Source organism: Streptomyces sp. NPDC008121, assembly GCF_042957155.1.
GTDB lineage: Bacteria > Actinomycetota > Actinomycetes > Streptomycetales > Streptomycetaceae > Streptomyces.
On the sequence record NZ_JBIBHT010000001.1, the window covers coordinates 284,587 to 304,269 of the forward strand.

Below are 19,683 nucleotides of genomic sequence, written 5' to 3' on the forward strand. Positions count from 1 at the left end.
GGCGATGGGGCGGACGGCCCCGCGCGCCGGGCCGCCGAGATGCGGGGCTCGTCGGCCGGGGAGCATGCTGAGGGTGTGACGTCGTACGGTGCGGCCGGCCCCGAGTCGTCGGCCGAGGCCGAGGACGCGGCCCGGACAGCGAGCGTCGGCGGGCCGGAGATGGGCGCGCTGTCGCTGACGCTGGCCGAGGCCGCCCTGCGGACGATCGAAGCGCTCGGCGGCTACGCGGGCGGTGTGTACCTGCGGTCGGGTACGCCCGGTCTGCTGCGGCTCGCGGTCCTCGCGGGGCTTCCGAGCGGCCTGTTCCGCCCGTGGTGGCGCATGCACGTGAACCGCCCGTTCCCCGTCGCCGAGGCCTACCGTTCGGGGCAGCCGGTGCACCTGGCCGACGCGGAAGAGGCCATGCGGCTCTTCCCCCAGCTCGTGGCGAGCCTCCCGTTCCCCTTCGCCTCCCTCTACGCGCCGGTCGTCAGCGGCCGTGAACGGATCGGGGTGCTGGTGGTGCTGCGTCCGCCGAGCCCCGGCGTGCCCGTCAACGCCCGCGACCGGGGGCGGCTGGCCCAGGAGGCCCGCCGGCTCGGCGGGGCGCTCGCGGAACTGGCCGCCGACGGGACGTCGGTGGAGTGGGCGGTGGAACCCGTCTGCGTCCAGCTCCCGTCGTCCGGCGCGCCGCCCATCCGGATCGGCTACTTCGACTGGGACCTGGACTCGGGCCGGGTCACCGCCGACGACGGCCTGCGGGCGATCCTCGGCGACGACGCGCCTTTCCCCGGGACGATCGAGGCGCTCACGGCCCGCCTCGACCCGGCGGACACGTACGCCCTCTGGACCATCGCCCGCCGGGCCGCCGAGTCCGGCGCCCCGGTGGCCCGCCGGATCCGGCTGCGGGGTCCTGACGGGGGGCTGCACCTGCTGGAGGTCTCCGCCCGCGCCGCGCCGGGGCCCGCCGCAGGCACCGCCTCCCGGCCGGAAGACGGCGCCTTGGGCAGTGAGCCGGGGGCCGTCGTCGTGCCCGGCGAGGGCGGCGGGCGGCTGACCGGCTCGCTCGTCGACCTGGGCACCGGCCTGGTCGGCTCGGACGCCACCGACCGGCTCCCCCGCGCCATCCTCGCCATCGACCGCCTCGGACGGATCACGTACATCAACCACCGCACCGAGGACCTCGTGGGCCGCCCCCGCTCGGCGCTGGCCGGGCGGCCCCTCACGGAGATCTTCCCCTGGTTCGACCACCCCGCCCACGAGGAACAGCTCCGCGCGGCGCTGCTCTCGGACGAGGCGGTGCACTTCCTCGCCCACCCCTCCGAGGGGGAATGGCTCTCCGTCTCGCTCTATCCCGGCCACGACGGGGTGACACTGGTCCTGCTCCCCGAGGAGGACCCCAGCTACCAGCCCGCCTCCGTGACCCGGCCGGACATGGGCTTCGGCTCCCCGGCCGACCGTGCCTCGGCGCTGTACCGGCCGGTGGCGCTGGCGATCGCGCTGACCGAGGCCGTCACCGCACGGCAGGTGTCGGCGGTGGTCACCGACGAGCTGCTCCCCGCCTTCGGCGGCCGCCAGCTCGCGATCTATCTGCTGAGCGAGCGCCACCTCTATCTGGCGTGGGAGACCGGTTTCCCGCCCGGCTTCCTCGAGCCGTTCGACGGCGTCGGTCTGCACGCCCGGCTGCCGGGCGTGGAGACGCTCACGAGCGGCCGCCCGCTCTTCTACGAGTCGATGGACCAGCTCCGTACGGCCTATCCGGACCTTCCCCTGGACGCGGATACGGGGGCCAGGGCCTTCCTGCCGCTCATCGCCTCCGGCCGGCCCGTCGGCTCGTGCATCCTCGGCTTCGACCGGCCGCGCGGTTTCAGCCCGGAGGAGCGCACCGTCCTGACGGCGCTCGCCGGGCTCATCGCCCAGGCGCTCGAACGGGCCCGGCGTTACGACTCCGAGTCCGCGCTGGCCCGCGGTCTGCAGGACGCCCTGCTCCCCCACCGCCTCCCCGTGCTCGACCAGGTCGACACGGTGGCCCGCTATCTGCCCGGCACGCAGGGCATGGACGTCGGCGGGGACTGGTACGACGTGATCGAGACGCCGCAGGGACAACTGGCGCTGGTGGTCGGCGACGTTCAGGGGCACGGGGTGGCCGCGGCCGCCACGATGGGACAACTGCGCAGCGCCGTAAGGGCGTTCGCGATCGGAGGGCATCCGCCGCAGGAGGTGGTGCAGGGCACCAACCGGCTGCTGATCGCCCTCGACCCCGGGCAGTTCGCGAGCTGTTGCTACATCGTCCTCGACCCGCGGACCGGTGCGACCCAGGCCGTGCGGGCCGGACATCCCCAGCCCCTGGTGCGTCACCCGGACGGCGAGACGGAGGTCCTGGACCTCACGGGCGGGCTGGTCCTCGGCATCGACACCGACGCGACGTACCCGCTCAACGACCTACGGCTCGCGCCGGGCGCGGTCCTGGCCCTGTTCACGGACGGCCTCGTGGAGCAGCCGGGCCACGACATCGACGAGGGCGTGGAACGGCTGCGCCGTACGTTCTCGGCCACGGGCTCCGCCCCGCTCGCGGAGACGGCGGACCGCCTGATCCGCGACGCCCGCCGCGCCACGGACCGCCCGGACGACATCGCCCTGCTGCTGGCCGCCCGTTGGGCACGGCAGGCCTGAGGGGCACGGCGTCCGGTTCAGCGCCGGCGGTGGTGGTGGTCGCCGATGGTCGGCAGCGAGCTGTGCTGGGCGACGGACGAGAACGAAACCCGGTCGCGGTATGCCTGGTCCCGGCGTTCCTGCTCCATGAGCAGACCATCGGCGTTGCCGGTCGGCCCGCTGCCGCGCCGCAGCAGCGTCACGATGAGCAGGACGACGGCGCTTGCGATGACTCCGAACAAGACGAGTACGGCGACCATGGTGCTCCCCCCGAGCATTCGTTCCGCGTTTCCCCTGCGGCCCACGGTAACCCGGGATCGATCACAAGGGAACGCCCTCACCCGGTCGGCCCCCGGTCATTGGTCCCCCTGCCCCCCGCGGGCGAGGCTGTCCCCAGACGCAGGCCGCCGAAGGAGGACACGTGCAGCAGGACAAGCAGCCGGACTACGGCCCCGTGGTGTTCCGCGACCGCTCGGCCGGATTCGCCTTCCTGACCCGGTCCACGGCGACGAGCGACCAGACCATCGAATGGGACGACGGCCACACGTACCCCGTCGTGGACGTGGAGATCTCCTCGGAGAGCCACCCCTTCTACACGGGCAAGGCCCGCACGGTCGACTCCGAGGGCCGCATCGCCAGGTTCGAACGCCGCTACGGCGAGGAGACGTCCTGACCCGGGACGGCGCCACGAGGCCGCCGAACCGCCGCGGGCGCGACGGAAGCTGAGGCCGAACCCGGTCGCCTACCGCAACGGGCGGAAGAAGGAGCGGAGTTCGGCGGCGACCTGTTCGGGCTCCTCGTGCGCCATGAAGTGGCCGCCCCGGCCCGGGGCGTTCCAGTGGCGCAGATCGCGGAAGGTGCGTTCCGCGAGGCTCCGCGGGTAGTCCGCGTACGCCGGTTCATGGCTGAGGGTGACCGCGGCCGGCACCTCGACGGGCGGCACGGGCCGGTTGCGCGGGTAGTCGTAGTACTGCCGGAAGGACGAGCCGATGCAGCCGGTGGCCCAGTACAGCGTCGCCACCGTCAGCAGCGTGTCCCGGTCCCAGCGGGACTCGACGTCCCCTTCGCAGTCGCTCCAGTCGCGGTACTTGTCGACGATCCAGGCCAGCAGTCCGGCGGGCGAGTCCCGCAGCGCGGCGGCGAGGGTGTCGGGCCGCGTGCACATGATCTCGCTGTAGCCCTGGTCCTGCGCGTCGTAGGCGGTGAGGGCGTCGAGGTAGGTCCGCTCCTCGGCCGTGGGCGGCTCCGCCTCGAAGTCGGAGGTGACGACGGCGGAGGTGATGTGCACGCCGGCCACCTCGGCCGGGTGGAGGGCGCCGAGCCATTGCGTCACCCCGCCGCCGATGTCCCCGCCGAACGCGCCGAAGCGCGCGTAGCCGAGCGTCTCGGTCATCAGCCGGTGCCAGGTCTCGGCGACGCCCCGCCGGGTGAAGGGGCCGGCCGGCGGAGCGGAGTACAGGAATCCGGGCAGCGACGGTACGACCACGTCGAAGGCGTCGGCCGGGTCGCCGCCGTGCGCGGCCGGGTCGGCGAGGAGTTCGGCGACGGGCAGCATCTCCACGAAGCTGCTCGGCCAGCCGTGCGTCAGGATCAGCGGCAACGGCGCGGGCGCCCCCTCGGCGCCCCGGCCGCGGAGACGGACGAAGTGCACCGGGCGTCCGTCGACGTCGGCGAGGAAGTGCGGAAGGGCGTTGAGGCGCGCCTCGGCCTTGGCCCAGTCGAAGCCGTCCGCCCAGTAGGCGACGAGCCCCCGGAGAAAGCCGGGGTCGGTGCCGGCCGCCCAGTAGGTGGAGTCGGACGGCTCGGTGTAGAGCGTGCGACCGAGGCGGTGGCGCAGGTCGTGCAGGACGTCGTCGGCGACGGAGATCCGGAAAGGGGTGACGGTCATGGTTCCTTCGGCCGGGTCGGCGAGTGCTGCGGTCGTACCGGTGCGGTGTGGCGCGCGCCCCGGATGCCGCGTGCGCACGGGCGGGCCCGCCGTCCGGAGGCGGGGTGTCCGCCGCGGCCGTACGTGAGCGGCATGGGGTGCGACCGTACCCGCCGCACCGGACGGGCGCATCCGGATACCGTCCGACGACCCCCCGGGCCGGCCGTTCGCCGCGGGGCCGGACGGGCGACGAGACGAAGACCGCCCCCGCGGGCTCCGCAGGGGCGGTCGGGCATACCCCTCAGGGGTGCGCCGGTGTACGTACGAGGGAGGGCGCTCAGGCCTCGACGACGCCGGAGGCGGCGACGGCGATCTTGGCGCTGGTGGTGCCGGAGCGGGAGCCGAGGGACTCGATCTTCTTGACCAGGTCCTGGCCCTCGACGACCTCGCCGAAGACGACGTGCTTGCCGTCGAGCCAGTCGGTCACGATGGTGGTGATGAAGAACTGCGAGCCGTTGGTGTTCTTGCCCGCGTTCGCCATGGAGAGCAGGTACGGGCGGTCGTGCTTGAGGGTGAAGTTCTCGTCCGCGAACTTCTCGCCGTAGATGCTCTTGCCGCCGGTGCCGTTGCCGTTGGTGAAGTCACCGCCCTGGAGCATGAACTGGGGGATGACGCGGTGGAACGGGGAGCCGGCGTAGCCGAAGCCGTGCTCGCCGGTGGCGAGCTCGCGGAAGTTCCGCGCCGTCTTCGGGACGACGTCGTCGAACAGCTGGAAGACGATCCGGCCGGCGGCCTCGCCGTTGATGGTGATGTCGAAGTAAACGTTGTTGCTCATGGGGACATCCTGTCATTCCCTGCCCGCCTCGCGCGCACGGGCTGCCGCCACACGCCGGATCCCCGTACTCCGCCGTGGGTACGGGGATCCGAGGATCCGGACGCTGCCGTGGTCCGAGCGCCCGGCCGCGGCCCTGAGGGAGGCCGCGCTCCGGAGGGACCGCTACGCCAGGGGACCGCCCTCGGGGAGCTGGAGGCCGCCGTCGGGCAGGACGGGCGCGGCGTCCTCCAGCAGGGACTCGACGGGGGCGTCGCTCTGCGACAGTCCGGTGGTGCCGGTCGCGCCCCCGTCCGCGCCGGTGGCGGCGGTCGCGTGGGGCGGCGGGGTGACGAGGGCCGTGACGACGCCCGCGGCGAGGGAGGCGATGGCGAGCATGCTGCGCTTCTTCATGCCCTGGTCAACTGCCGAGGCGCCCGGGGGTTACGGCCTCGGACCCAGACGAGCAGAACGAGCGAGGCGACGGCGGCGAACGCGCACCACGTGGAGACGAACTCCGTCCGCCACAGCAGGACGCAGACGACCGCTCCGGCGCCGGTCAGGAGGCCGAGGAGGCGCAGGAGCCGGTCGCGGGCGAGCAGGAGCGCCCCGACGGTGGCGAGGAGGTAGGCCGCGATCAGCGGGAGCGCGTACGGCAGGTCGAGCACGTATCCGAGGGTGCGGCCGCGGACCTCGGCCGTGACGGGCCGTACGGCGAGGCGGTACGCGAGGACGGCGGCGGCGAGCGCGCCGGCCAGGACGGGGGCCGCCAAGCGCCGCCGGTCGTCGGGCGGGGAGGCGGTAAGGACGCCGAGCGGGACCCAGAGGGCCAGCAGGGGCAGGGCGATCACCGCCCAGGCGAGGGTGGCCGGGCCGGCCCCGCCGCCCGCCCGCCAGACGACGGACTCGACGATCTGGTGGGCGCCGAGCAGCAGGGGCAGAGCGGCGAGGAGGAGGTCGGCAGGCCGCCGTACGGCGGCGAGGCAGGCCACGCCGACGGCGCCGATGGCGGTTCCCGCCACGAGGTCGGCCGTCGCACTCCAGCACACGGACCAGGCATATCAGACGCATCGCCGCTCGCGCGCCCGCACCACGCGGTGCCGGCCCGGCCCGGCGGGTCCGGCACGGCGCGGCGGGTCCGGGTCAGGCCTCGGCGCAGGTCTCCACGTAGACGGTGGTGCCGAGGCGGCGCGCCCGGTCGATCTCCACCAGGCGCGCGAAGTTCCACGGCGGCAGCTCCCGCTCCCACTCGGCCATGGTCCGCACGCTGAACTCGCTGTGCTCGTCGGGGTCGAGCACGATGGCGTCGAGCTGTTCGGCGGTCAGGACCCCGCCGTCGAAGATGAACCCGATGTGGTTGGCCGGCCACTCCTCGCCCCGGTCGGTGACGAAGTGGGTGCCCAGGAGCCGGGGTTCGCCGCGGAAGACGATGCCCGTCTCCTCGTGGCATTCGCGGACCGCCGTCTGCCAGGGCGTCTCCCCCGGGTCCATGTTCCCGCCGGGCCACTGCCACAGCTCGGCGCGGTACGAAGCGCGGAGCTGGAAGGGCCGGCCGTCGGTGTCGGTGAAGTACAGGCAGGCGTACGCCGTCGCTCTCGGCAGCGTCGCGACGTACTCGGCGGGCGGCAGCCAGGTGTTCGCCATGGGGCGGCTCTCTCTCGACGGACGGGCCGGTGGACGGTCCCATCCAAGCGGGCCGGGCGGCGGATCCGGCCGACCCAGGAGCACATCACCGGATCGGGTGATCATGGCCGCGGACTCGCCGTCGCGCGCCCGCCGCGCGGCCGCGGTCAGCGGCCCGGCCGGCTCTCAGCTCGCTTCGCGGGGCGGATCGGGGGGCGCGTCGGGTGGCGGCCAATGGGGTGGTCCGAGGGGCTCGATGTCGAGCCGTCGTGCGACCCGGCGCTCGTGGATCAGCCGGCCGACCAGCGCTCCTCCGTAGACCACGAATCCGACGCCGACCAGCCAGGACTGCAACACGAGGACCGTGCCGAACTGGCCGTAGGTGACGGCGTTCGAGGCGATGAGGGGGGAGAAGACGAACTGGGAGAAGATCCGCAGGCCGAAGAGCCCCACGGCCGTGCAGATCGCGCCCGGGGCGAGGGCGCGCCAGCGGATGCGGCCGCAGAGGAGGAAGCGCTGGGACCACCAGAAGAAGAGGGCGGTCCCCACGGTGTCGGCGGCGGCGACCGTGACGGTGTTGGCGGTGCCCTCAGGTGGGGGCGTCGCGGCGAAGACCAGGAGCGCGGCGACGAGGATCGCGAGCCAGACGACGTGACGCCACATGGTGTGCCAGCGGGCGGTGGGCAGGTCCCACACCCGTTCGTATCCCGTCTGTACGGCCGACCCGAAGGTCACACCGAACGCCGCGAGGGCCGCGAGGCCGAACGCGGTCGTCCGCTGCAGCGCCTGCCCGGGCTGGCCGAAGAGCTGCTCGACCTCCTCCTCCGAGACCTCGGAGACACCGAGGCCCTGGACCAGCCAGCGGGCGAAGCCCCGGCCGCTGGCGAGGTCGGCCGCGGCGACGATGATGAGCAGCGGGACGAGGGTGAGCAGGCTGAGGGCGGCGAACCCCATGGCGCGGTGCATCAGCTCCATCTCGCGCCCCCGGCTCCAGGCGAGCCCGATGACCGAGGTCAGGACGCGCTGGTAAAGCCGGTGGAACCAGTGGCCGTGCTCGGCGGGGGCAGCGTCGTGGGGCGCACCGGATGTGGGGGGCATGCCACGGGGAGTACCCGCACCGGGACCGGACACCTCCGGCTTGCCGCCGAACGGGGTACGCGGTGCGGGCGCGGGTGCGGCCATCCGGCGCGGTGCCGCGTGCGGCCGCCCGGGACGGCGTCAGGTGCGGGTGCAGCCGTCCGGCAGGGTGTCCGCCGTCTCCAGGGCGCCGCTGGAGGCCTGGAGTGCGGCGCTCACCAGCGTGGCCAGCAAGTCGATGTCCGAGCCCATGTCCAGACGGACCGTCACCCAGCCCGAGCCGGCCCGCAACCGCACGGCGCTGGACCCCAGGAGGGCCGGCCGCAGCCTCGCGATCATGGATCGGCTGAGATGGACGTCCGCCTCGTGCTCCCCGTGGAAGTGGACGATCTCCCGGGTGGCGGTCCGCAGGCCGACCTCGGCGCCGCAGAGGGCGGGGTCGGCGACCAGCGAGGGCCAGCTCATCAGGCGTTCACTGGCGTGCCTGGCTGTGTTCATACGGAGGAGCGTGCCGGGGCCGGGGCCCGCGCACAAGCGTCCTGCAGCAAGAAACACGCCGAGGCGTGAAATCGCCCCTCGGAGGTCTCGTCGGGAGCCGGTCCCAGCCGGTTGTACGCACGGGGGTGCCTCGAACTAGCGTGGCCCCATGGAACTCATCGGGAAGATCGCGGCCGACCGGCCCCTGCTCGTGCTGGCCGTGAAGGAGGAGGCGCAGTTCCTCGACACGGATCTGCCGGTCCTGCTGACCGGCATGGGGAAGGTGAACGCGGCGACCGCGCTCGCCACCGTGCTCGGCCGGGGCCCCCGACCGTCCGGCATCGTGAATCTGGGCACGGCCGGGGCTCTGCGGCCCGGCTGGACGGGGACCCATATCGTCGGCACGGTGATCCAGCACGACCTCGACGGCGAACTGCTCGCCACGCTGACCGGTGAGTCCTACGGCGAGCCGCTGGCGCTCCCTGACGGCGGCGAGGTGGTCCTCGCCACCGGCGACGCCTTCATCTCGGACGAGGTGGCCCGCGCCCGCCTCGCCGCGCGCGCCCCGCTGGTGGACATGGAGGGGTACGCCCTGGCGTCCGCTGCCGCCGTCGCCGGCGTTCCGCTGCGCATCGTCAAGCACGTCAGCGACGAGGCGGGTGACGGCGCGGCCAGGACCTGGCGCGAGTCGGTGGCGGACTGCGCCCGGGCCCTCGCCGACTGGGCCGGGGCGAACACTCCGTACCGCGGCTGAGGCGCCCGGGATCCGTCGACGGCTCCGGGGAGGCGTCGGGGCTCGGGGCCCCGGATCGGCCGCTGGGGCCGGGGGCGCGGAGGGGGGCTTGCGAGCCCCGGGGGTTCAGCCGGCGGCCGGGCCGAAGCGGCTCGCGCCCCGGATCGGCCGCTCGGGCCGGGGGCGCGGAGGCGGGAGTTCGACGTCCGGGGGGTCAACCGGCGGCCGGGCCGAAGCGGCTCGGGGCCCCGGATCGGCCGCTCGGGCCGGGGGCGCGGAGGGGGGGGCTCTCGAGCCCCGGGGGCTCAACCGGCGGCCGGGCCGAAGCGGCGGCGGTACGCGGAGGGGCTGAGCCCGGTCTGTCGGTGCATCAGGGCGCGCAGGTTGGCGGCGGTGCCCAGGCCGCTGGAGCGGGCGACGACGTCGAGCCTGGCCTCGCCGCGTTCGAGGAGCCGGCAGGCGAGGGCCACCCGCTCTCCGGTGAGCCAGGCCAGCGGGGTGGTGCCGAGCTGGGCCCGGAAGCGGCGGTGGAGCGTGGCCGGGCTGACCGCCGCGCGGGCGGCGAGCTCGGGGACGGCGAGCGGGGAGCCGAGCCGCTCCTGCGCCCAGGCGAGCAGCGGCGCGAGGGACTCCTCGGGCAGGTCCGGGACCGGTCGCTCGACGAACTGGCGCTGCCCGCCGTCCCGGTGGGCGGCGAAGACCAGCCGTCGGCTGACCGCGTTGGCCACCTCGGCGCCGTGGTCGCGGCGGACGACGTGGAGCCCGAGGTCGAGCGCGGCGGCGCTGCCGGCGGCGGTGAGGATGTCGCCGTCGTCGACGAAGAGGACGTCCGGTTCGAGGCGTACGGAGGGGAAGCGCGCCCGGAAAGAGTCCGCCCACTGCCAGTGCGCGGTGGCGCGGCGGCCGTCCAGGACCCCGGCCTCGGCGAGGGTGAAGGCGCCGCTGCAGAAGCCGAGCAGGCGCGCCCCGCGCGCGTGGGCCCGGCGGATCGCGGCGAGTACGGCGGGGCGGCGGGGCACCTCCACGTCCGGGCGGTTGGGGACGATCAGGGTGTCCGCCTCGTCCGCGGCGTCGAGTCCGGCGACACCCGTGAGGGTGAAGAAACCGTCGCGCATGAGGGTCCGCGGCTCGGGTGAGCAGAGCCGGAAGTCGTACAGCTCGCGGCCGATCTCGGGGCGGCGCAGTCCGAAGACCTCAGTGGCACAGCCGAGTTCGAAGGGGTTGGAGTGGGCGTCGACGATGACGACGACCCGGTGGAGGCCCGTATCGGCACGCTCCCCCGCATGCGAGGATCCTTGCGACATGTGCTCTTTCTAGCACTCGCGGCGTTACGCGGTCACGGCGCAGGATGGGCGCATGAGCGATCTGACCAACGAACCCATCGCCCTTCCCCAGGCCCTCGCCTCCTTCGAGGAGTTGTGGAGCCCCCGGATCGTGACCCGGGTGAACGACTACGACGTCCGCGTCGCCAAGGTGGCGGGCGAACACGTGTGGCACGCCCATGACGACACCGACGAGTTCTTCCTGGTCCTGGACGGGGAGCTGCGCATCGCGCTGCGGGAGGACGGCTCGGAGCGCGAGGTCACGCTGGCCCGCGGCTCCGTCTTCACCGTGCCGAAGGGCGTGGAACACCGGCCGTACGCCCCGACCGGGGCATCGATCCTGCTGTTCGAGCCCACCGGCACGCTGTCGGTCGGCGACCGGCACGAGGAGATCCCGGACCACGTGGACGCCACGACGGGCCACGCACTCGGCTGAGCGGGGCACCCGAGCGACCGGGGCCGGCGGCAGCTACGGAGACGGGGCCGGCGTGGCGGAGCGCGGCGCGGGCGGCAGGCTCCAAGGCAGGTCGGTGTGGCGGAGGCCAAGCGCGGGCGGCAGGCCCCGCGGCGAGACCGGGTCGGCGTGGCGCAGCCGGGCGCGGGCGATCAGCGCCGGTCGGGCCGCTCCTCCGGCCGTTCGACGAGGATGGCGGCGACGTCGTCATCGAGGCCGCCGGCCCCGTAGGCGACGAGATCGGTGTGGAGCAGGGCCGGGAGGCGTTCGCCCGGCTCCCGCACCCAGCCTCGGAGCCGTTCCTCCAGCGGATAGAAGACCCCGGCTCGGTCACGCGTCTCGCTCACCCCGTCGGTGAAGAGCAGCAGCCGGTCCCCCGGTCCGAACGGGATCTCCTCGACCCGGTGCCGCTCTTCCGCGAGGCCCGCCAGGCTCAGCGGCAGGGACGGGTCGGCGAAGTCCACGGCCCGCACCTCCGAGCCGCGTTGCAGCAGCGGGGCCGGGTGGCCGCAGCTGAGGAGCCGGGCGACATGCGCGTCGTCGGGGATCTCCACCAGGACGACGGTCGCGAAGCGTTCGGCGGCGTCCGAGTCCGGGTCCCAGGCGCTGTAGCGGTCGAGGCCGCGTTCCAGCCGGGCGGCCAGTGCGGGCAGACCGTCCGCGTCGTCGACGGCGGCGCGGAAGGAGCCGAGGATCACGGACGCGGTCTCGACGGCCCCGAGGCCCTTGCCCTGCACGTCGCCGAGCATCAGGCGTACGCCGCCCGGGACGCGGACGGCTTCGTAGAAGTCGCCTCCGATCCGGGCCTTGGCGGCCGCGGCGACGTACAGCAGGTGCAGGCGCAGCGGGCCGAGCCGTGGCGAGAGCGGGCGCAGGACCACCCGCTGGACGACCTCGGCGACGGCCGTGACCTCCCGCAGGTCCCGTTCGTACCGCAGCCGCACCCGGCTGGCCCAGACGGCGGCCGCGGTCACCGTCGCGAGTACCGCCTCGTTGGCGAGCAGATCGGGAACGAGCGGCTCCCCCCTCGCGACCCCCAGCGCCCCGCGCACCGCCATGGCGAGCGCGCCGATGACGCAGGTGCCGCGAACGCCCCAGGTGACGGCGCCGAGCGCGGGGGCGGCGACCAGCAGCCGGTCGAAGCGTTCCCGCTCGGGGGTGAGCAGGTCGGCGGCGACGGTCAGCGCCATCACCAGGAAAGGCAGGATGCGGCCGAGGGTGATCTGTGTACGCGTCCGGGAGGCGGGGAGCTGACGGTGACCACCTGTGGGCATTCCGTGATCGTACGCAGCGGGCGCGTCGGGTCCCGGCTCCGTCGGGTGGTGTGTCCGGGCGGCGTGCCGCGGATCGGTGTGTTCGGGCTGGTGCCGCGACCAGAAGGGCACCCCCCTAGCTGAGCAGCCGGTCCCGGGTCAGTTCCATCACCTCGGCCCGGCTGCGGGTGCCGTGGTCGGCGGCGATGAAGTACTCGCCGATCCGCACCGAGAGGGCGAACATGCAGCGGATCTCCACCTCGGCCTCGTCAGAGCAGAAGGCGCCGAACAGAGAGCGGAGGTAGTCCATCCGGCGGTTGTCGACGCGTCGCAGCCGCTCCGCGACGGACGCGTCACGCCGGGCCCAGTCACGGATCGCCAGTTCGGCCGCCACGCCCATCGTCGGCCCTTCGGCCGATGAGGCGATCGTGAACAACCGCTCCAGCTTGGCCCGTGCCTCACCACCCTCGCTCTCGACCTGCTCGATCACGGCTTCGGCCACCGCGCGCTCCCAGGTGTCGAGCATCTCGTCGAGCAGCGCGTCCCGGTTGCGGAAGTAGCCGTAGAAGCCGCCCTTGCTGACCCCGAGCGCCTGCGCCAGCGGCTCGATCCGGACGGCCTCGGGGCCACCGGAGGCGAGCGCGCGCAGGCCTTCCTCGATCCACTTGCCGCGTGGTGTGCGGGTCACGCCCACTGTCCGTCTCCCTCACGTCCACCCGTCTATACGGGACCGTATAGACGAGCGCTACTCTTCTTCTATACGGCATCGTATAGACAGGAGCCTGCTCGTGAGACTTCCGATTTCCGCGCACACCTCCCGCCCGTGGCGGGTCCACGAGATCACCGGTGACTTCCACGTCGAGGATGTCTGGCAGCTGCCCACACCGGGTGGGCCCGACGATCTCGCCCTGCTCGTCGACCAGTTCGCGAACGGCGAGGGGGACCCCGTGCCCTCGCCGGTGGGGCGGGCACTCTTCGCGCTCCGCTGGAAGCTCGGCGCCCTGCTCGGCTGGGACGCGCCCTCCGGTGGTCTCGGCAGCCGGGTACCCACCCTGCGCGACCGCCTCCCGGCGGACCTGCGTGAGGGCCCGCGGGGACCGGATACCAAGGCCGTGCCGTTCACCTCGGTCTTCTTGACGCATGACGAGTGGGCGGCGGAGATGGCCAACCGGACCATGCACGGGGTGCTGCACATCGGCTGGGTCCCGGACGGGGCCGGCGGCTACAGCGGACAGATGGCGGTACTGGTGAAACCGAACGGGCGACTCGGCTCCCTGTACATGCTGGGGATCAAGCCGTTCCGCTACCTGGGCGTCTACCCCGCCCTGATCCGCGGCATCGGCCGCGAGTGGCAGAAGGGCGCCGCCGCACGCGGAGCGGGCGCCGCCTAGGCCGGAGCCGGAAGGCCCCTGGTGGCCCGCCGGGGGGACGGCGCCACGCTGCGGATACCGCCTAGGTGACGGTGTAACAGGTGGCGTGCCCGCCGCCGTCCCTGTTCCACTCTTCCTTCTGGGGCCACCGGGACCAAGAGCCGCTGTCCTCCGTCCACGCGTCGGGGGCTTCGCTATAGGCATCGCGGCAGGTGTCGACCGCGAGTCGCTTCGCCGCGCCGGCCCCGGGAAACGTTCGCGGACGGAGGGACTTCTGGGCGAAGACGCGACCGTCGTGGTCGCCCGCGCACGGCACGGTCACGACCAGCCGCGGCGTCCGCTGGCCGGTGTTGAAGTCGACGCAGTCGCCCGCCTTGACGCGGGAGAACCGACGCAGAACGGTGCTCGCGTCGCGCGGAGGGCTGCCGGGGGTGACGGCGGGCCGGGAGGCGCCGGCGCCGTGCCCGGTGAGGGCGAGGTCGATCCGGAGCGACTTCATGTCCTGGAAGGCGCTGTCCTTCTTGCCCAGGGCCCAGGAGAAGTCGGCCCGGACGTGGGTGACACGGCCCCGGGCGTCCACGGTCACCGTCACGGGAACCGGATCACTCTTGGCATAGCTGACCATGGGCGGGCTCTGAGCGGACAGCTCCCGCATCAGGTCCGGCGGGAACAGCTTCCAGGTGAGGGTGCTGCGCATGGTCGCCTGATACGTCCGGCCGGCGCCGGCGGCCCGCTGGGCGGTGGCCTCCGCGGCACCGAGCCCTTCGAGGAGCGTGCCGCCGATCGGGGCCTCGGATCCACGCAGGTGGTCGATGACCCCGGTGCCGTAGTTCGGGTCCCTGTCCCACGACGCGTACCGGAGCCAGTAGAGGGACGAGTCGGGGCGGTAGTGGATGCGCGCGGGGTCGGTGAGGATCTCGCCGCCGGCGTCGGCCTCACCCTCGCTAGGGGTCGTCCCCAGGACCGCCTCCCGCGCGGCCTGGGGGAAGCCCTTCCCGACGTTCCACTTCACAGTGGCCTCGCCTTTGTTGGCAGCGAAGTCCAGCCGCCCGGTGAGCGTCTGGGTGGCCTTGGCCTTCGCGGAGGCGAAGGTGACGGTCTGGGTGAAGGCCGCGGTGCCGGCCTTCTGCGTCTGGCGCAGGGCGAGGAAGACCTGCCGGTCGAGCGGCTGGTCGAAGACCGCGTGCCGGGCGGGCGCGGCCGCCGGCCGCGTGCCTCCGTCGCCGCCGGAGCAGGCGGTGAGAAGGAGGGACGCGGCGGCGAGCGGCGGCACGAGGGAACGGGCGAAGGAACGGATCACGTGAACATGACCGGGAGCCGAACTGAAAGGTTGTCCCCCGACGGATCACGAAGTGATCAAGCGGCCGGGGCCGCCCGGGCGGGGGCAGCCCCTGTTCAGGGGCGGTGCACGGTCGGGGGCGGGGGCGCCGGGTGCGGCTGTGCCGCCTCTGTCGGAGGCGCTGGGTGCGGTGGTGTGATCGCTGTCGGGGCCGGCTGCTCGTCGGGGGCCGGGGACGGTGCCCTGCCCGGGAGTCCGAGGGCCGCCGCGGCGCCGAGGGCGGCGAGGGCGGCCAGGGCCAGGAGGCCGGTGGTCGACCCGCCGGTCGGTGCCCCGGCCGGGGTGACGGTCATCAGGAGGGTCGCGGCGGCGACGCCGAAGGCCGGGCCGACGTTCATGGCCGTCTGCTGCAGTCCGCCGGCGACCCCGGCGTCGGCCACGTCCGCCCGGTGCACGAGCACAGCGGTGGCGGTGACCATGACCGTACTGAAACCGGCGCCGACCAGGGCGAAGCAGCCGCCGGCCGCCAGGGCCGTCGCCTCGTCGCCGAGCCGGGAGAGCAGCAGCACGCCGAGGGTGAGCAGGCCCGCGCCGGAGACGGTCGTACGGCGGGCGCCGAAGCGACGCGTGAGCAGCGCGGCGACCGGCGCACCGAGGACCATCGTCACCGCGAGCGGCAGGACCCACAGGGCGCTCTCCAGCGGGTCGAGGCCGAGGGTGTCCTGGAGGAAGTACGTCGTCACGAACAGCGTCCCGAAGAGGGCCGCCGAGGCAGCGAGGAGAGCGCCGAGCCCGGCGAGGACGGGCGCCGAGCGGAGGACGTCGGGCGGCAGGAGGGGGCGCGGGGTGCGGCGCTCGCGCCGGACGAGCGCCGCACCGGCCACGAGCGCCGCGGCGAGCGCGAGCGGGATCGTCCGGGAAGGGCGGCCGGGCTCGGCGACGGCGACCAGCGCATGGACCAGGCAGGCGAGGGCGATCGCGAGGAGACAGGCGCCGGGCAGGTCCAGGTCCCGGGGCGGGCGCGAGGAACGGAGCGCCTTGGACACGTCCGGCAGGGGGACGGCGACGGCGAGCACTCCGACGGCCAGGGCCGGGACGGCGGTGAGGAGGAAGACGGAGCGCCAGCCGTACGCGCTCACCAGCGCGCCCCCGACGAGGGGCCCGGCCGCCGCCGCGAGGCCGATGGCGCTGGTGCGCAGGGCGATCGGCATCGCCAGTCGGTCCGCCGGGAAGGCGGCGCGGAGCATGCCGAGGGTGGCAGGTTGCAGCAGCGCGCCGCAGACGCCCTGCGCGACGCGCAGTCCCGTCACCCAGCCGATGCCGGGCGCGTACGCGACGCAGGCCGAGGTGACGGCGAAGCCGAGGGTGCCGAGGGCGAAGAGCCGCCGGTGACCGTAGCGGTCGCCGAGCCGTCCGGCGAAGACGAGGAGGCTCGCGACGGCGATGAGGTATCCCGTACTGGTCCACTGCACCTGGTCGACGTCCGCGCGCAGATCGTGCTGGAGCGCGGGCTGGGCGATGGTGAGCACGGTGCCGTCGAGGGCGACGACGGCCGCGCCGAGGACGCTGCAGGCGAGGGCGACATGGCGGCGGGCCGTCACCGCGCGCGTCCCGCGGGCCCGAGGTGCGCGTCGACGGCGGCCCGCAGCAGCGGCGCCACCTCGTCCGCACCGGTGGCGAGCTGGAGGCTGCCCCACCCCCACAGCTGGGCGATCCCGTGGAGGCCGGCCCACAGCGCCCCGGCGACGACGGCCGGCGGGGCGAGGGCGGGGACGGCGCCGTCGGGGCGGCCGGGGTGGTCGGGGCGGCCGGTGGCGGCGGTGCCCGTATCAGCAACGGTTGCGGCGCCGTCGGGGCGGTCGGGGCGGTCGGTGGCCACGGCGGTGCCCGTATCAGCAACGGTTGCGGCGCCGCCGGGGTGGTCGGGGCGGTCCGCGGCCACGTCGGTGCCCGTATCGGCACCGGTTGTGGTGCCGTCGTGGGTGGCGTCGCCCCTTGCGTGCGCCACGAGACGCGTCAGCAGCTCGAAGAGCGGAAGGCTCGTCTCCCGCAGCCCGAGCCGCCCGCTCTCCAGCAGGTCGTGGCGGAACATCAGCTCGTACATCCCTCGGCGCGACAGCGCGAAGTCGAGGTAGGCCTCGGCGAGGGCGTACAGCCGCGCGCGCGGATGGTCCTCCGCACCGCCGGGCACTGCACCGCCCGCGCCGCCAGGCAGCGCCCCGTCCCCGCCCCTCGTACCGACCGCGCCCCCGGGCCCCGTGCCGACCGTGTCCGCGACGCGGGCGGCCAGCTCGGCGAAGCCCTCGCGGGCGATGGCCGAGAGCAGGTCGAGGTGGGTGGGGAAGTAGCGGCGGGGCGCGCCGTGGGACACCCCGGCGCGCCGGGCGATCTCCCGGAGGGACAGGGCTTGCGCCCCTTCCCCGTCGACCAGCTCGACACCCGCGTCGACGAGTCGGCGACGCAGCCCCTCGGCTTCTCGATCTTGAGTCATAGACACTGTCTACCAAAGCTGCGTAGACAGTGTCTACCACCCCGACAAGGAGCGCCCGCCAAGATCGAACAGGGCGTCCGTTAGACTCGGGGACAGCGAAGGGGAGTAGCCCCGAGAACCGGTCGTCGACACACTGGAACCCCCGGGTTCCCGGTGACCGGGTCCGCGCGAGAGCGCGGACGGGCGAGACCTTCGGCCAGGCATTCACCATGCCCGCACCCCGCGGGCGTGGTCCGACGTGCCGGGCCGAGTGGTTCTTCCCGTCGCCCGCCGTGGTGCCGTGCGGATCCCGGGCCCGGACCGAGCAGAGAGCCCCGGTATGCACCTCGACCCCTTGGCGATCCTCACCGCCTTCGGGCTGATCTTCCTCGCCGAGCTTCCCGACAAGACGATGTTCGCGTCCCTCGCCATGGGCACGCGCATGCGTCCGCTGTACGTCTGGTTCGGCACCTCGACCGCGTTCCTCGTGCACGTCGCGATCGCCGTCGGCGCGGGCAGCCTCATCGGCCTGCTGCCCGACTGGATCGTCAAACTGATCTCGGCCCTGCTGTTCGCCTTCGGCGCCTTCATGTTGCTGCGTGGCGGGGGCGACGACGACGAGGACGAGGCCGGCGGCAGGACCGTTACCGGTTTCTGGCCCGTCTACTCCACTGCGTTCATGGCCGTCTTCATCAGCGAATGGGGCGACCTGACCCAGATCACGACGGCCAACCTGGCCGCGACCGACGGCACCTGGTCCACGGCGATCGGCTCCGCCGCCGCCCTGATGAGCGTCTCGGCCCTCGCGCTGGTCGCCGGCCGCTTCATCGCCAAGCGCGTGCCCCTCAAGACCGTGCAGCGCATCGGCGGCCTGTGCATGGCGGCGCTCGCGATCTGGTCCCTGACGGAGATCTTCGTCGGCTGACCTGAAAAACGACACGAGGCGCAGACGACACGAGCCGTAGGCGGCGCAGGACGCAGGCGACGCGGGGCGCATGCCCGGGCCGGGGGCCTCCCCGGACCGGGCACGCCCGCCCGCCTCCACCTGGCCAGAGAGCACTTTTCCTGACCTGCGATTCCAATAGGGCTTTTGCCGTTTCCGGCGGGGCCTGCGACGGCGCCCGGCTCCACTCCCTGCTCACCCCAGAAGCACGCTGGCTGTGGGAGCAGCTCGCCGCCCGGGTGGACAGGAGCGGCGATCCGTCCCTGACAGGCGGCACCACCGTGATCACCGCTCCCGCCACCACGGGGCAGCGTGCAGCCGTCCTCGGGCTGCTCGGCTCCCGGATCCTGGCCCCCGGAGAACGGCGAAGGATTCGGATGGAGGAACTGACCCTCCGTCTGCGCCAGCACGGGGCCGGCCTCGCGTGGAAAAGGTCGCCGCCCACGCCGCCGGCGCGCGCTCGGCTCCACGGCAGCCAACCGGGCCCGCCAGATCGCCCGCACCGCCCGGCTGCGAGACCCGCGGCACGCCTGACAGCCGCCCTGCCCGGCGATGCGCGGCTGCGGCCCTCGTACATGGGACGAATTGCACCACACCGGCCGCGTGGCACGGGTCCGGATAGCTACTCCGTACCACAGCCGAGGTGCTGAGGCTGCTGCCCCCGCGGGGACGCATCGACCGCCGGGTTCTGGCCTTCAAGGCAGCCGGCGACCCGCAGGGCCTGGATGCGGGCACCGATCTAGCCGGACTGGTCCTGGCCGAGACGGCAGCGGCCAGGCTCACTCCGCTGGAATGCCGCCCCGCACGGCATGGGGCATCCTCGCCGTCGACCTCGACCGCCTGGGCGGAGGCCTGCTCAGCCTCGGCGTCCACCCGACCGCTGGCAACTACCTACCCGGTGCCTCCTCGTCCTGCCCCCGCCACACTCACAGACATCGACACGACGGCGGCGCTCAGGGCCGTCTTCACGTGCTCGTCGGTCTCCGAGACGGCCTTCACCCAGTCTTCGATGTGCTGCTGCCAGGTGCTGACGGCCTTTCGGGCCGAGGTCTGGTGGTCCGGGTCGCGGTGGTAGGCGTCACACCCTCGGTGAGCTTGGAGGAGTCGATGGCGACGTGTCCCTGTTCCGAGACGGTCATTCCGGCGGCTATCGCGTCGGCGCGCGCTCTGCAGTTTCTTTTTGAGATCGGTGAACTTCTCGTGCGCGTCCCTCAGCAGGCTCGCGATGGCTTTGGCCTGGGTCTGGGCGGCCGAGTACTCGAAGCGGGTGCCCGTGAAATTAGTCTGCGCGGTCCCGGCACTGACGCCCGACCAGTTCGGGCCCATCGTGATCTTCTGGACGGTCTCGCCGTATCGGGTCTCGACCATCTTGA

At 73.7% G+C, this 19,683-nt stretch carries 21 protein-coding genes and 2 pseudogenes; 7 read left to right on the top strand and 16 right to left on the bottom strand.

Annotated features, from left to right (window positions below; translation table 11 throughout):
* Positions 1-39: 39 nt before the first annotated feature.
* Entirely contained in the window at positions 40-2,652 is a 2,613-nt protein-coding gene (locus ACFZBD_RS01215) for a SpoIIE family protein phosphatase (protein WP_391133337.1), read from the top strand.
* 17 nt (positions 2,653-2,669) lie between these two features.
* Here the strand turns inward: ACFZBD_RS01215 and ACFZBD_RS01220 are convergent, their stop codons facing one another.
* On the bottom strand, positions 2,670-2,891 hold the full coding sequence (locus ACFZBD_RS01220) for a hypothetical protein (RefSeq protein ID WP_391133340.1): 222 nt from the start codon (positions 2,889-2,891) through the stop codon (positions 2,670-2,672).
* Positions 2,892-3,052: 161 nt separating this feature from the next.
* Here ACFZBD_RS01220 and ACFZBD_RS01225 point away from each other — a divergent pair, with 161 nt between their 5' ends.
* On the top strand, positions 3,053-3,304 hold the full coding sequence (locus ACFZBD_RS01225) for a type B 50S ribosomal protein L31 (protein WP_391133342.1): 252 nt from the start codon (positions 3,053-3,055) through the stop codon (positions 3,302-3,304).
* Positions 3,305-3,373: 69 nt separating this feature from the next.
* Here the strand turns inward: ACFZBD_RS01225 and ACFZBD_RS01230 are convergent, their stop codons facing one another.
* The 7 genes from ACFZBD_RS01230 to ACFZBD_RS01260 all read right to left on the bottom strand — a co-directional run bounded on the left by ACFZBD_RS01230 (position 3,374) and on the right by ACFZBD_RS01260 (position 8,507).
* Entirely contained in the window at positions 3,374-4,519 is a 1,146-nt protein-coding gene (locus ACFZBD_RS01230) for an alpha/beta fold hydrolase (protein WP_391133346.1), read from the bottom strand.
* A gap of 316 nt (positions 4,520-4,835) precedes the next feature.
* Complete coding sequence (locus tag ACFZBD_RS01235; RefSeq protein ID WP_391133350.1) at positions 4,836-5,333, bottom strand: peptidylprolyl isomerase; 498 nt, start codon at positions 5,331-5,333, stop codon at positions 4,836-4,838.
* Positions 5,334-5,495: 162 nt separating this feature from the next.
* Entirely contained in the window at positions 5,496-5,723 is a 228-nt protein-coding gene (locus ACFZBD_RS01240) for a hypothetical protein (RefSeq protein ID WP_391133352.1), read from the bottom strand.
* Positions 5,720-6,358: a DUF6629 family protein gene (locus ACFZBD_RS01245; protein WP_391133355.1), complete on the bottom strand. Its 639-nt coding sequence runs from the start codon at positions 6,356-6,358 to the stop codon at positions 5,720-5,722. Before ACFZBD_RS01245 ends, ACFZBD_RS01240 begins: the two co-directional genes overlap by 4 nt.
* A gap of 94 nt (positions 6,359-6,452) precedes the next feature.
* Complete coding sequence (locus tag ACFZBD_RS01250) at positions 6,453-6,953, bottom strand: NUDIX domain-containing protein (RefSeq protein WP_391133358.1); 501 nt, start codon at positions 6,951-6,953, stop codon at positions 6,453-6,455.
* A 165-nt stretch (positions 6,954-7,118) separates the two neighbouring features.
* Positions 7,119-8,030 carry a YhjD/YihY/BrkB family envelope integrity protein gene (locus ACFZBD_RS01255; RefSeq protein WP_391133361.1) on the bottom strand — a complete coding sequence of 304 codons (912 nt, stop codon included), beginning with the start codon at positions 8,028-8,030 and terminating at the stop codon, positions 7,119-7,121.
* A 120-nt stretch (positions 8,031-8,150) separates the two neighbouring features.
* A complete protein-coding gene (locus tag ACFZBD_RS01260; RefSeq protein ID WP_391133364.1) occupies positions 8,151-8,507 on the bottom strand; it encodes a luciferase family protein in 357 nt (118 codons plus the stop codon).
* Positions 8,508-8,655: 148 nt separating this feature from the next.
* On the opposite strand from ACFZBD_RS01260, the gene ACFZBD_RS01265 reads away from it, so the two are divergent.
* Entirely contained in the window at positions 8,656-9,240 is a 585-nt protein-coding gene (locus tag ACFZBD_RS01265; protein ID WP_391133367.1) for a nucleosidase, read from the top strand.
* A gap of 284 nt (positions 9,241-9,524) precedes the next feature.
* On the opposite strand, the gene ACFZBD_RS01270 is transcribed toward ACFZBD_RS01265, so the two are convergent.
* Positions 9,525-10,523: a helix-turn-helix domain-containing protein gene (locus ACFZBD_RS01270; RefSeq protein WP_391133370.1), complete on the bottom strand. Its 999-nt coding sequence runs from the start codon at positions 10,521-10,523 to the stop codon at positions 9,525-9,527.
* Between the two features lie 52 nt (positions 10,524-10,575).
* Here ACFZBD_RS01270 and ACFZBD_RS01275 point away from each other — a divergent pair, with 52 nt between their 5' ends.
* Entirely contained in the window at positions 10,576-10,977 is a 402-nt protein-coding gene (locus tag ACFZBD_RS01275; protein WP_391133373.1) for a cupin domain-containing protein, read from the top strand.
* Between the two features lie 170 nt (positions 10,978-11,147).
* On the opposite strand, the gene ACFZBD_RS01280 is transcribed toward ACFZBD_RS01275, so the two are convergent.
* Both ACFZBD_RS01280 and ACFZBD_RS01285 read right to left on the bottom strand, forming a co-directional pair.
* Complete coding sequence (locus ACFZBD_RS01280) at positions 11,148-12,269, bottom strand: SpoIIE family protein phosphatase (RefSeq protein WP_391133375.1); 1,122 nt, start codon at positions 12,267-12,269, stop codon at positions 11,148-11,150.
* A gap of 115 nt (positions 12,270-12,384) precedes the next feature.
* Positions 12,385-12,942: a TetR family transcriptional regulator gene (locus ACFZBD_RS01285; RefSeq protein WP_391133378.1), complete on the bottom strand. Its 558-nt coding sequence runs from the start codon at positions 12,940-12,942 to the stop codon at positions 12,385-12,387.
* Between the two features lie 94 nt (positions 12,943-13,036).
* On the opposite strand from ACFZBD_RS01285, the gene ACFZBD_RS01290 reads away from it, so the two are divergent.
* Entirely contained in the window at positions 13,037-13,639 is a 603-nt protein-coding gene (locus ACFZBD_RS01290) for a DUF2867 domain-containing protein (RefSeq protein WP_391133381.1), read from the top strand.
* Positions 13,640-13,700: 61 nt separating this feature from the next.
* On the opposite strand, the gene ACFZBD_RS01295 is transcribed toward ACFZBD_RS01290, so the two are convergent.
* The 4 genes and pseudogenes from ACFZBD_RS01295 to ACFZBD_RS01310 form a co-directional block, all read right to left on the bottom strand.
* Positions 13,701-14,918: a hypothetical protein gene (locus tag ACFZBD_RS01295; protein WP_391133384.1), complete on the bottom strand. Its 1,218-nt coding sequence runs from the start codon at positions 14,916-14,918 to the stop codon at positions 13,701-13,703.
* Between the two features lie 95 nt (positions 14,919-15,013).
* Entirely contained in the window at positions 15,014-16,498 is a 1,485-nt protein-coding gene (locus tag ACFZBD_RS01300; protein WP_391133387.1) for an MFS transporter, read from the bottom strand.
* A complete protein-coding gene (locus ACFZBD_RS01305; RefSeq protein WP_391135851.1) occupies positions 16,495-17,268 on the bottom strand; it encodes a WHG domain-containing protein in 774 nt (257 codons plus the stop codon). Before ACFZBD_RS01305 ends, ACFZBD_RS01300 begins: the two co-directional genes overlap by 4 nt.
* Positions 17,269-17,388, bottom strand: a pseudogene (locus tag ACFZBD_RS01310) (TetR/AcrR family transcriptional regulator); the annotation flags it as partial. It lies immediately after the preceding gene.
* Positions 17,389-17,707: 319 nt separating this feature from the next.
* On the opposite strand from ACFZBD_RS01310, the gene ACFZBD_RS01315 reads away from it, so the two are divergent.
* Positions 17,708-18,292, top strand: a complete 585-nt coding sequence (locus ACFZBD_RS01315) for a TMEM165/GDT1 family protein (protein ID WP_391133389.1) — start codon at positions 17,708-17,710, stop codon at positions 18,290-18,292.
* 652 nt (positions 18,293-18,944) lie between these two features.
* Positions 18,945-19,070: pseudogene (locus ACFZBD_RS01320) on the top strand (TIGR02679 domain-containing protein); the annotation flags it as partial.
* A 131-nt stretch (positions 19,071-19,201) separates the two neighbouring features.
* Here the strand turns inward: ACFZBD_RS01320 and ACFZBD_RS01325 are convergent.
* On the bottom strand, positions 19,202-19,678 hold the full coding sequence (locus ACFZBD_RS01325; protein ID WP_391133392.1) for a hypothetical protein: 477 nt from the start codon (positions 19,676-19,678) through the stop codon (positions 19,202-19,204).
* Positions 19,679-19,683: the final 5 nt, after the last annotated feature.